Origin of the sequence: Psychrobacter jeotgali (assembly GCF_904846315.1) — a bacterium.
Lineage (GTDB): Bacteria > Pseudomonadota > Gammaproteobacteria > Pseudomonadales > Moraxellaceae > Psychrobacter > Psychrobacter jeotgali.
Window position 1 is genome coordinate 479,205 of the sequence record NZ_CAJHAF010000001.1, and the last position, 12,311, is coordinate 491,515.

Consider the following 12,311-nt stretch of genomic DNA (forward strand, 5'->3'; position numbering starts at 1 on the left):
CTCAATGCCCAACCGTTTTAGAGAACACATTAATGACAATCACCCCGCTGATAATCAGTGCAATACCGGCTGCCGCTGGTAGATCAATACTTTGCTTAAATAAAACTATCCCGATAAAAGCGACCATTACAATGCCCACACCGCCCCAAATGGCATAAGCGATACCCAAAGGAATGGTTTTTAGGGTTAAAGTGAGAAAGTAAAACGAGCAGATATAAAGTATGACGGTCAATAACGTTGGTATTAGCTTGGTGAACTGTGCAGACTTCATCAAAAAAGTTGTACCCGTCACCTCAAAAATAATAGCCAACATTAAAAAGCCGTAGCCAATTAAAACAGGATTCATAGCGTAGACTCCAAAGGATAAATCGCACTAAAACAGTAAAGGGCAATGCGCTTAAAGATAGCAATATGGATGCTAAAGAGAATGATTAAAAGCTAAAATTTCATATAGTGAGTAACTTTTAGCGAATGTATATCTAAAAGTAAGCTATAACAAAAAATTCTGTTAAATAATGGTTCCATATTTAAGCTGATGCGTTATCATTAACGATTGCTATTTTAGTTTTTAATGTTTTTCTTGCTACTACAGCCCTACTAAAAAGGATAGGTTATGCGTTATGACGTGATTGTAATTGGCGCGGGTATGGTTGGCACCGCCGCCGCTTGGCACTTGCAGAACAATGGTTCTAAGGTGCTGTTATTAGATAGAAAGCTACCGGGGCTTGAGACCTCTTATGGTAATGCCGGCTTGATTCAACGTGAAGCGATTCATACCCATCCTTTTCCCCGTCAATTAACTGAAATGGTTAGAGTATTACCCAATCAGGGTACAGATATTCGCTATCGTATACCAGCGATCTTGCGTTATCATCAGGCACTATTGCAATATTGGAAGTATTCTACGCCAGCTTCGGTCAGAAAAATAGAGTCCGAGTGGCAGACGCTAATAGCGCATTGCACCAGTGAGCATCAGACTATGATTGAAGCGTCCGGTGCTGATGAACTCATTACCCGTGACGGCTGGCTACAACTTCACCGCTCAGAAGAAACCTTAAAAAAGGCGGTCGAGACGGCGATTATTGACCGTGAGCAAGGGGTTGAGCATAAAGTATTGAGTCTGGATGAGCTGCGGGCCTTAGAGCCCAATGCTAATTTTGATGGTTTCGTTGGCGCTATTCATTGGCTGAACTCATGGCAGGTATCAAACCCAAGTGCGCTAGTAAAAGCTTATGCCAAAAACTTCCAAGAAATGCAAGGGACGATACTCGAAAGCAATGTCCATCAAATCCTACCTGATAATAATAAAGATAATGCAGAAAAAGGCTGGCAAGTTATCGCAGCTGATGACACCTATTATAGTGATGATTTGGTGATAGCAGCAGGTCCTTGGTCAAATGATCTTATTAAACCGCTGGGTTATAATTTGCCGTTATTCCCGATGCGCGGCTATCATCAGCACTTTAAAATAAGTGATAAAAATACCATTCATCATAGTATGTTCGATATGGATAAAGGTTTTGTAATGGGGCCTATGCAGCAAGGTATTCGTATCACTACTGGGGCTGAGATGACTACTATGGATGCGCCCAAGAACTTTGGCCAATTAAAAACCGTACTGAAACTGGCAAAGAAAATTTTGCCACTAGACGATGCCGTAGAGAGCGAAGCTTGGGCAGGGTCGCGTCCTTGTATGCCCGATATGAAGCCGGTCATCGGGCCGGCTGACAAGCACGATAAGTTATGGTTCGCCTTTGGTCACAGCCATCAGGGTTTTACTTTAGGGCCGATAACCGGACGTTTGGTTGAAGAGCTGATTCATGATAAGCCGTTAACGGTAGATATTGAGCCTTTCAATGCTAAGCGTTTTGATAAAAGATAGCCGACTATTTAATTGTGACCAACTATAGGTGAATTATGATTAAGAAACTCCATAGCAATCAGCGTATGAGTAAAATTGTGGTGTACAACCAGACGATTTACTTATGTGGTCAAGTGGGTAATAGCGAGGATGATATCAAAGCGCAAACCTTGACTTGTTTAGAGAAAATCCAAACTTTATTAGAAGAGGTGGGTAGTGACAAGTCAAAACTACTATCAGCGACGGTTTGGGTCAAAAGCATGTCGGACTTTGCCGCGATGAATGAGGTGTGGGATCAATGGTTTGAAGGCGTACAGCCACCTGCGCGAGCTTGCGGTGAATCGGCGCTGGCCCGTCCTGAGCTGCTCGTCGAGATTACCGCTATTGCCGCTGAGTAGGATATTAGTTGTCTGTTAAGCTGCAAGCTTACTTATGAAGTAAATGGGACATGATATATTGTATCGTGTCCTTTTTTATTGAGTTTTTATGTTTGTTTTTATTGACCCTTTTATTTTTTCAGTGACCTACTTTTTGTTTTACCTTAAACTCAATCCTAGCGCCATAAACCAGATAATCTGCTACCATAGCGCCCTGTTTTATTTTATCAATAGGATTTAGATTTGAATACCTTTATAGCCCCTGTCATTACAAATATAGAAAACCATAATCTACTCAAGCAGCTGCAGCAAATTATCGATACTAAGACCAAGCCGCTTGGTGCGCTAGGACGTTTAGAGTCGCTTGGCTTACAATTAGGCATGATTCAAGGAACGACCAGTCCAACTATTGAACAGCCACAGATTCGGGTTTTTGCCGCTGATCACGGGCTTACCAAGCACGGCACTTCAGCGTATCCAAGTGCGGTTACTGCGCAAATGGTACATAACTTTTTGAATGGTGGTGCAGCGATTAACGTGTTGGCTCGTCAGCATAATATCGAGCTAAAAGTCGTTGATGCTGGGGTGGCAACTGATTTTGAGGGTACTTCTTTTCAAGATCATGAGCAAATATTGACCCAATATAAAGTCCGGCAGGGCAGTCGTGACGCCTTAACCGAGCCAGCGATGACAGAGGCAGAATGTTTACTGGCGCTCAATAACGGTATGGAAGTGGCTGCGACGCTTAAAGGTAATTTATTCATCGTCGGTGAAATGGGCATCGGTAATACTTCAGCCGCCAGTCTTTTATTGGCACGATTAGGCAATCTGCCTATTGGGGATTGCATTGGTCGCGGTACCGGTCTTGATGATACAGGGCTATTGCATAAAGAGAAGATTTTGACCCAAGTGTTACAATATCATAGTAACGCTAAATCGCCATTGGAAGCTTTAGCTGCATTAGGCGGGCTTGAGATAGCCATGATGGCAGGCGCGCTCATTCAAGCGGCGAGTGATAGATGCATTTTATTAATTGATGGATTTATTGCTAGTACTGCCTTATTAGTAGCAGAACGTCTAGCGCCGGGTGTTTTGCAGTATGCGGTCTTTGCGCATCATTCTGTCGAGCCCGGACATGGGCAATTGCTTAAACTGCTAAATGCAGAGCCGTTACTGAATATGCAAATGCGCTTGGGTGAGGGTAGCGGGGCGGCTTTGGCTTATCCTATCTTGCAATCAGCCTGCGGTATCGTCAATGAGATGGCAAGCTTTAGCGATGCGGGCGTCAGTGAGAAGGGTAGCTGATGCCAGACATGCCAAATAAAAACACTTCAAACTCGCAAACCTCTAAGCCACTGCTCAAAGTAATTAAACACGAATGGACATTATTGCTAGTCGCTATTCAGTTTTTGACTCGGCTACCGGTGCCACAGTTTAGTCATTATGAGCCGGACTGGTTACATCAAAGTAGTCGACATTTTCCGGGGGTAGGTTTGCTGGTTGGACTGCTATGCGCAGGCGTATTCTGGTTGACCAGTAGTTTGTTTACGCCACTCGTCGGTGCGGTGATGAGCACGGCTTTTGGTATTAAATTGACAGGCGCTTTTCATGAAGACGGTCTTGCCGATACTTGTGATGGACTGGGCGGTGGTCTGACCCGCGCGCGTACGCTTACCATTATGAAAGACTCACGTCTCGGGACTTATGGGGTTTTGGGGCTTGTTTCAGCGTTACTTATCAAGATAAGTTTACTTGCTAGCATGCCGATGTCGGTAGCTATTATCGCTTTAATCATTGGGCATACCGCCTCGCGCTTGCTTTGTATTAGCCTCATTGCGCTACTGCCTTATGGCGGTGAGATTGAACATGCCAAAGCCAAACCGATGGCGCAGCAATTGACGCCGAAGCAAGGCGTTATTGCTAGCGGTTGGCTACTATTGGGCGTGATTTTAGTGATAGTACTATTTCCTAAAGCTATACAGCAAATTAGCATTTGGCAAGGATTATTAGCCTTAGTATTGGCTGTCATTGCCACCGATTATATGCGCCGTTTATTACGCAGACGTCTGCAAGGCTATACGGGTGATAGTCTAGGGGCAACGCAGCAATTAAGTGAAGTGGCGATTTATGTAGGGCTGGCAGCGGTATTGCCGTTCTGATTTTTGCCTAGTATCGATTTGTTAAAATTAAAATGGTCACTACAGTTAAACGTTTAGTATGTATAGCTCCCGCCAGCTCCACATTTGAATGTTCAACAGACCCTAGTTTGAAACTTTAAGAAAGTAAAATGCTGGGCTAAAAGCGCCAGCCTACAACGACTTAGGAATAGCAAAGGAGCTATCAACATGAAGCTATACATTTGGCGTCATCCTAAGCCGCTTGCTGCGAGTGGTATTTGTTTGGGTCAAACTGATATGGGCGTCCATCCACGTAAACTTAAACGGCTCGCCAATCAGATTGAGCGTTTTGTGCGAATTAATGACCTACCAAAGGTGATTTGGGTTAGTCCGTTGCAGCGCTCTTTAAAAGTGGGTCAGATTTTAGCGCAGCGCGGATTTGCCTGTCATATTACGCCCGATTTGATAGAGCTAAACTTTGGCACTTGGGATGGAAAACTTTGGATGGATATTCCTAAGCAAGCTATTGATGAGTGGTGTGCTTATTTTGCGCATTCTACGCCTTACAATGGTGAGAGCGTAGCGCAGTTATTCTACCGTGTAGAGGCGCAAATGGAGAACTGGTCAAAAGCCCGTATGCTAGAAAAGAATAGTGAACCAATATTAGCAGTTGGTCATGCGGGCTGGATTAATATGGCTAAAATGCTTGCTGATGAACAAGGCGTACCTCAAACAGCTACCGATTGGCCGCGTCCGGTTGGCTATCGAGAGTTGAGTGTATTGAGTTTTTGACTATATTTTATGCGTTTCAATTAACAGCTGGATTTTAGAATAGAAAATTAAGGTTAAAAATCAGATGACCTACCTTGAAAACTTATCCTGATATTCCTTTGGCGTCAGCTCAGTGGTACGTTTAAACAACCGACTAAAAGAGGAGATATCGCTATAACCAACCTGTTCAGCAAGCGACTTTATGGTGACCTCTCCAGATTCTAACAACCGTTTGGCCTGCTCGATTCTCACCGCTTGGATATACTCAATCGGACGCATGGATGTGCAAGCTTGAAAGCGCCGGTTCAGGGTACGTGGGGTGACATTAACCATAGTGGCTAAATGACTGATTTGAATCGTTTGCCGAAAGTTATTTTCGATAAATTCTTGCACTTTTTTTACCAAAGCATCCGAGTGCGGTTTATGCAAAGTCACATTGCTATAGCTACCTTGACTACCACGTTTGCTATCAATAATTTGGGTTTTTGCCACTTGTGTTGACACCTCGCGTCCGCAGTAGCGCTCAATTAATAGCAGCGCCAAGTCATAAAACGCACTGCCGCCCGCTGCGCAAAATATATTCTCTGCCTGAGTGACGAACTGATTTTCTTGCAAGTCAACCAGTGGATAATCGCTTTTAAATTTATCGGCATAGCCCCAATGAGTGGTGGCGGTTTTGCCATCTAGCAGCCCTGCTTCCGCCAAAAAAAATGCCCCGCTACAATTGCTCGCAATATCGGCTTGGGTGCGGGCAAGTCGCTGCAAATACGGGAGCAGATCACGATTTTGCAGCAAAACTTTATCTATCGAATCACCAATAGTCGGAATGAGTAATAAATCGCAGTCTTCTACCTTTGCCATATCACAGTGCGCCTGCATGATTAAGCGATTGCTACATCGAATATCTTGTCCGCCAAGGCTAGCGATTTGCACCTTAAATCTAGGCTGCACTTCTAAATCTAAGAAACGCTGCCAACTGACGCCAGTAAACGAAAATAAATCCAGCGCCCCTGATAACACACTACCCAGCACCCCATCGAATCCCAAGATAATGACTTTAAAAGGCTCGTGGTTTGGCATTGGTTTATATCCTTTTACTGTTTTTAATTTATTTATTTTGAATAGTGTTAATACACTACTAGTTTTGTTTAGCAAAACGATAGAGTGCTACCGATATTAATTTTGCGCAGCCTCTGTCTGCGTAGGCACAGCACGCCAGTAAAATAAATACCAGTAGCACGTGGTAAAAGGTTTGTTGACTCTCGCAAGTTGATTTTTCAATCTAGTATTTTTATATAGTCAACAATTAAATGTCTTTTTTCACCTTAATTATGTCATAAATGACAATACGGTATAGGGCTAAATTAGATTACTATTGATAAACCATCCGTTTTTTACCTTTTATTGACCCAATCTTATCTAACGAGAACACTATGGCGACCGATACTCTAATTAACGACTTTGAATTACCGTTTCAATTATACGATGTGCTAAATGTTGAGAGTTTGACCCAGCATCAAAAGTTTGCCGAGCACAATCGCCAAACTTTTGATGCGGTATTAGATACCGCCAATAAGATAGCGACCGATTTATTTTTGCCGCACAACCACCTTGCCGATAAAGACGAGCCTTACTTCAATGGCAAAACCGTCAGCATGATTGATGAGGTCAAAGTCGCCTTTGATGCCTTTCGCGAGTCAGGGTTTATCGCTGGGCGCTACGCCTTTGAAGACGGCGGTATGCAACTGCCCGAAACGGTGATGACGGCGGTGGCAGGCTATTTTATGGCGGCTAATCCGTCAACGACCGCCTATCCATTTCTGACCACCGCAGCGATTAATGTCATCTCCCATTTTGCCAGCGATGAGGTGAAAGAGGCCTTTATGCCGCGTATGCTCACCGGCGAGTTTACCGGTACTATGGCGTTAACTGAACCGCATGCCGGCTCGTCCTTATCTGATATTAGAACTACCGCAACTGAGCAAGAAGACGGCTCTTATCGTATCAAAGGTAGCAAAATTTATATCTCCGGCGGCGACCATGAGCTATCTGATAATATCGTCCATTTGGTATTAGCAAAGATTCCGGGCGGTCCTGCTGGGGTCAAAGGTATCTCTTTATTTGTAGTGCCTAAATATCGTCTAAAGGAAAATGGTTCAATCGGCGCGCGTAACGATGTGCATTTAACCGGACTGCTGCACAAGCTGGGTTACCGAGGTACCACTTCTACTGCACTGAGCTTTGGTGATAAAGGCGAGTGTTACGGTTATCTTATTGGCGAACCGCATTTTGGTTTGCGTTATATGTTTAAGATGATGAATGAGGCGCGTATCGCTGTGGGATTTGGGGCGGCGATGATTGGTTATCGTGGTTATCAGTACTCGCTTGATTATGCTAAAGATAGAACTCAAGGCCGCATCGCCCCTAATAATAAACCTGAAGATGACGCTACTGCCATCATCAATCATGGCGACGTTAAACGGATGCTGCTGGCACAAAAGGCTTATACGGAAGGCGGTATGTCGCTATGTTTATACGGCTCCAATATTATCGACCGCATCAATACCACCAATGATGAAACCCTTAAAAACGAGCTATCAGAGTTATTAGATTTACTAACGCCAGTCATCAAAGCATGGCCGTCTGAATATGGGCCCAAAGCTAATGATTTAGGCATTCAAGTGTTGGGCGGTGCGGGATATACACGTGAATATCATGCCGAGCAGTTTTGGCGTGATAATCGTCTTAATCCTATTCATGAAGGTACCAATGGCGTGCAAGCACTAGATTTGTCATTTCGTAAGTTATGGCAAAAGGGTGGTCTAGGCATTCAAATATTAAAGCGTGAAATTACCCAAGATTTAGAAGCCCTTAAGACCCCAGAAGCAGCAAAACTTGCAGGCAAGTTGACGCCATATATGGGTCATTTGCATGAAGTATTGGTACATTTGAGTAAAATACTGCCTACTGAAAAAGCCATTACTTTGACCGGTAATGCGCAAGCCTTGATGAATGTGTTTGCCTCAATTGTGGTCAGCTGGATTTGGATTCGCCAAGCGAGCATTGCCGAGCAATTGCTTGCTGGTGAGAAAAATGCCGATAAGCAGAATTTTTATCAAGGTAAAATCCAAGCGGCGAAATACTTTATCGATTGGGAATTGCCAACCATTCAGCGTGATACTGAATTATTAAATAATGACAATGCCGTTTGCATAGATATGCAGGCGGAATGGTTTTAAAATTATTTATTTAACATGTAACTATTAACCAAAACCTTAAAGGAATAAACAATGATAACGAATGGAATTCAAACCACGGAGCTTGTTAATCTACCCGCTTCAAACGTAGCAGATAAACGGATTTTAATCACTGGCGGCGCCTCCGGTATCGGTGCGGCCAGTGCGCTGCTATTAGCCAGTCGCGGCGCAAAAGTGGTGATTGCTGATTTAGCAGAGGAGCTTGGCGCAGCGGTTGCTAAGCGAGGGCAAGATGCGGGTAACAGCGTCATCTTTCATAAAGTAGACGTGACTAGCGGTGAGGACGTACGCGCACTATTTAAATTTGCTATGGGTGAGCTTGGCGGTTTAGATGTGGTGATAAATAATGCCGGCATCGACCACCATCCAGCACCTATGCATGAGCTAAGCGATAATGATTTCGATCGTAATATTGCGGTGAATCTAAAAGGCGTCTGGCATTGTATGCGTGCCGCTGTTGGTTGTATGGCACCGACTGGTGGCGGTCATGTTATCAATGTCGCCTCTATTGCTGGTTTACGCTCAGCGCCATTATTGTCCGCTTATAGTGCGGCTAAACATGGGGTAATGGGACTGACCAAATCCGCCGCTCATGAGTATGCGCGGGTCAATATTCGCTTCAATGCCGTTTGCCCCAGCTTTATCGACACCCCGATGGTACGCAACACCATGGCAAATATGGATGAGCGCGCCCAGCAAGCGACCATTAAAGCCAGTCCCATGCGCCGCTTGGGAGCAGTCGATGAAGTCACAGGCGCTATTGCTTGGCTGGCAAGCGATGAGAGCAGCTTTATGAATGGTCATGCCTTTACTTTAGATGGCGGGATGTTGGCTTAGGGGTTGATACAGTTAATTCGAATTAGAACTAATATGTTTTTTACCACGTGCTGCTGGTATTAATTTTACTTGCGTGCTGTGTCTACGCTGTTTCGATGCTGCGCGACTTATTTTATAAAAAAGTATCCCAGCAGCACTAGAGACCGTCCCGTTTTTAAACAAGAGTTTTATAGTGTTATTAACAGAGGAAAACTTATGAAAAATTTATTTGATTTAACCGGAAAAGTTGCACTAGTCACTGGCGCTAGTCGCGGTATTGGCGAATCTATTGCTCGTCTACTGGCTGCACACGGGGCGCATGTGATTGTCTCTAGCCGCAAGATTGATGCTTGCCAAGCAGTTGCCGATAGCATTGTTGATAACGGCGATAAAGCCAGTGCTTATGCTTGTCATGTGGGCGAGATGGAGCAGATTGAGGCTGTCTTTGAGCACATCAAAAACGAGTTTGGCCGTATTGATATCCTAGTCAATAACGCTGCCGCCAACCCTTATTATGGGCATATCTTAGATACTGACTTAGGCGCATTTCAAAAGACCGTCGATGTCAATATTCGCGGCTATTTCTTTATGTCGACCGCTGCTGGCAAAATGATGCGTGAGCAGGGCGGCGGGGTTATTTTAAATACCGCTTCAGTCAACGGTATTGTGGCCGGCGACAAGCAAGGTATTTACTCCATCACCAAAGCGGCAGTGATTAGCATGACCAAAGCTTTTGCGAAAGAGTGTGGCCCGCTAAACATTCGTGTAAACGCTTTATTGCCGGGTCTGACCGATACCAAGTTTGCCTCAGCTTTAACTACCAATGAAAAAGTCTTGAATATGGCACTACATGCTATTCCACTTGGCCGCGTCGCTGACCCTGATGAGATGGCAGGTACAGTTTTGTATTTGGTCTCTGATGCCTCAAGCTATACTACCGGCGCTTGCGTACTGGTCGATGGCGGGATGTTGACTTAGTAGTAATTGGTTTAATCTTAACCACATAAAATTAAAACTATCGATAAAGATAAAAACTGTACGGTATAAATGCTGTGCAGTTTTTTTGCTTTAAGCTCTAGATAGAGGACATTATATAGCTGCATAAATATGAGGAATAATTACTCACAGCACAAGGTTTCCATAGCGAGGTTTTTTCGGTTCAGGTATATTAAAGGATTATGGGTTGCTCAAATGAATAGTCATCGAATGATGCTATTAGCGAGTTACTGTCATTCATTATGATTGACTTATTAAAAGTATTAGCAGTATCAAGGAAGGCTTTATGAAGGTATTAGCTATAGGTGGTAGTGGCGGAATGGGACGTGCTGCGGTACGTGCGGCTTTAACTTTTGATTTTGTCAGTGAAATTGTTGTTGCTGGAATAGACCTTGAGTTGGCTGAAGACTTTGTTGCCTCGCTCAAGGCTGAGGCGTCAGCTACAGGGCGTATACGTGCTATTTACTTGGATGTGACAGATGATGTTAGCTTACGCCAAGCGATTAGCGAGGTTGACGTGGTATTAAATTCAGCTGGACCGTTTTTTCGCTTTGGCGTGCCTATATTGACGGCGGCAATTGATGAGGGCAAGCATTATTGCGATATTTGTGATGATTGGCAGCCAACTGCTGAGATGCTCAAATTAAGCGAGCGGGCCAAACAAAATAATGTTACGGCTGTGATTGGTTTAGGCGCTAGTCCCGGTATATCTAATCTACTGTGTGTGAAAGCTGCCAGCGCACTGGATAAAGTAGATACTATCGTTTCGGCTTGGAAGCTATCGGGTGCGGTGAATGAGGATGATGGCTTTAATAAGCCAACTGCCGAGGGTCAAGTAGATGCCGCTGCGGTACATTTAATCCATTGTTTGTCTGAGAGTATCCAAGTACTGAAAGATGGCAAGATGGTTGAGACCACGCCCTTACAGCATACCCAGATTGATTATCCAGTAGCAAATTCTGCCAAAACAAAAAATTCAGTCCCTCTAGATGTCTGGTCTTTAGGTCATCCTGAAGCCATAACTTTAGTAAGGCGTTTTCCAGCGCTGCAAAACTGCTATAACGGCATGTTAGGTATCAATGATATCGTCGATAGTTTGCGCCAGATAGCCGCAGCAGTTGCCGCTAAAGAGCTCAGTGTCGATGATGCGGCGCGCCTGCTAACTGAAGATGGCGGACGTGAAGCTCGTCAAACCCGCTTAGCTGAAACCGAACGTGATGATATCCCTGGTATTCTGGCCTATGCTGCAGGACGTAAAAATGGACAGTTCGCTACCGCAGGCGCTTTTATAACCAATCAACCAAAGGGTGGCATGGCAACTATTACTGGGACTCCGCAAGCGCTTTTTTTACCTTTGCTACATAAAGGGCATCTGCAACAGACTGGGGTTTTCGCCCCAGAAGAAGTCATTGATCCTGACGTGTTTTTTGAATTATTAGACTCATTTTGTGGCCCTAAAGGGACAGGTTTAACTGTATTAACGTCAAGTTAGAGCGGTTTTATTTAGGACTCACTAGATAATATTCTTATTTGTAGAGAGAGTAATAAGTTATGTTTGAATTCGATTTAGACTTAAACTTAATGGCATACCATCTCTTTCAATTAGGTATAGCTTTTATATTATCATTGCCGATTGCCCTTAACCGTGAGATGAAAGAGGATGGCGCGGGGCTCAGAACCTTCCCCTTAGTCACTATTGCTTCTTGTGCATTTATGTTGGTTGGCAGAGATATTTATGAAGCCAGCGGTGAAGCAAGAATTATGTATGCCATAATTACTGGTATGGGCTTTATCGGTGGTGGCGCTATCTTCAAGAACGAAGAAGGTTCAAAAGGGACGGCAACTGCAGCGAGCTTATGGAATACGGGCGCTATTGGCATTTCAGTCGCTTACGGGCGCTATGAAATAGCTATTATACTATCAATTGTCGGGTTCTTGATTCTTCAGTTTTCAGAACCTTTTAAGGCTAAGAGCAATAGTAAATAGTATTAGCTGCTGGAGCACTGTACCGATCTTTAAATGGTTTGAATGCAGGTAAGAGTGAGCTTTTAGACCATCCTTAATCCAGGTTTTGCCCTGTTTTAGGAACTAAACTCCTTTGTGGTCTCACTTTACG

At 44.1% G+C, this 12,311-nt stretch carries 12 protein-coding genes; 10 read left to right on the forward strand and 2 right to left on the reverse strand.

The features are described from left to right. Position 1 precedes the first annotated feature (1 nt). Positions 2-346: a DMT family transporter gene (locus tag JMX18_RS01950; protein ID WP_201583212.1), complete on the reverse strand. Its 345-nt coding sequence runs from the start codon at positions 344-346 to the stop codon at positions 2-4. A 267-nt stretch (positions 347-613) separates the two neighbouring features. Between JMX18_RS01950 and JMX18_RS01955 the strand changes: the two genes are divergently transcribed. The 5 genes from JMX18_RS01955 (at position 614) to JMX18_RS01975 (ending at position 5,147) form a co-directional block, all read left to right on the forward strand. Then, the gene (locus JMX18_RS01955; protein ID WP_201583214.1) at positions 614-1,882 is read left to right on the forward strand and encodes an NAD(P)/FAD-dependent oxidoreductase; all 1,269 of its coding nucleotides are present in this window, start codon (positions 614-616) and stop codon (positions 1,880-1,882) included. A 38-nt stretch (positions 1,883-1,920) separates the two neighbouring features. Beyond that, on the forward strand, positions 1,921-2,259 hold the full coding sequence (locus JMX18_RS01960; protein ID WP_201588177.1) for a RidA family protein: 339 nt from the start codon (positions 1,921-1,923) through the stop codon (positions 2,257-2,259). Between the two features lie 222 nt (positions 2,260-2,481). Next, entirely contained in the window at positions 2,482-3,543 is a 1,062-nt protein-coding gene (gene cobT, locus JMX18_RS01965; protein WP_201583216.1) for a nicotinate-nucleotide--dimethylbenzimidazole phosphoribosyltransferase, read from the forward strand. Then, positions 3,543-4,397 (forward strand): adenosylcobinamide-GDP ribazoletransferase, encoded by an 855-nt coding sequence (cobS, locus tag JMX18_RS01970; protein WP_265088805.1) that lies wholly within the window; start codon positions 3,543-3,545, stop codon positions 4,395-4,397. Before cobT ends, cobS begins: the two co-directional genes overlap by 1 nt. Before the next feature lie 186 nt (positions 4,398-4,583). Then, positions 4,584-5,147, forward strand: a complete 564-nt coding sequence (locus JMX18_RS01975) for a histidine phosphatase family protein (RefSeq protein WP_201583218.1) — start codon at positions 4,584-4,586, stop codon at positions 5,145-5,147. Between the two features lie 69 nt (positions 5,148-5,216). Here the strand turns inward: JMX18_RS01975 and JMX18_RS01980 are convergent, their stop codons facing one another. Beyond that, complete coding sequence (locus tag JMX18_RS01980) at positions 5,217-6,206, reverse strand: GlxA family transcriptional regulator (RefSeq protein ID WP_201583220.1); 990 nt, start codon at positions 6,204-6,206, stop codon at positions 5,217-5,219. A gap of 353 nt (positions 6,207-6,559) precedes the next feature. On the opposite strand from JMX18_RS01980, the gene JMX18_RS01985 reads away from it, so the two are divergent. The 5 genes from JMX18_RS01985 (at position 6,560) to JMX18_RS02005 (ending at position 12,181) form a co-directional block, all read left to right on the forward strand. Continuing rightward, on the forward strand, positions 6,560-8,365 hold the full coding sequence (locus tag JMX18_RS01985) for an acyl-CoA dehydrogenase (protein WP_201583222.1): 1,806 nt from the start codon (positions 6,560-6,562) through the stop codon (positions 8,363-8,365). 51 nt (positions 8,366-8,416) lie between these two features. Next, positions 8,417-9,220: an SDR family NAD(P)-dependent oxidoreductase gene (locus JMX18_RS01990; RefSeq protein ID WP_201583223.1), complete on the forward strand. Its 804-nt coding sequence runs from the start codon at positions 8,417-8,419 to the stop codon at positions 9,218-9,220. A 195-nt stretch (positions 9,221-9,415) separates the two neighbouring features. Then, positions 9,416-10,177 (forward strand): SDR family oxidoreductase, encoded by a 762-nt coding sequence (locus tag JMX18_RS01995; RefSeq protein ID WP_201583224.1) that lies wholly within the window; start codon positions 9,416-9,418, stop codon positions 10,175-10,177. A 304-nt stretch (positions 10,178-10,481) separates the two neighbouring features. After that, positions 10,482-11,687: a saccharopine dehydrogenase family protein gene (locus JMX18_RS02000; RefSeq protein WP_201583227.1), complete on the forward strand. Its 1,206-nt coding sequence runs from the start codon at positions 10,482-10,484 to the stop codon at positions 11,685-11,687. A 59-nt stretch (positions 11,688-11,746) separates the two neighbouring features. After that, on the forward strand, positions 11,747-12,181 hold the full coding sequence (locus tag JMX18_RS02005; RefSeq protein ID WP_201583228.1) for an MgtC/SapB family protein: 435 nt from the start codon (positions 11,747-11,749) through the stop codon (positions 12,179-12,181). The last annotated feature ends 130 nt before the right edge of the window (positions 12,182-12,311 follow it).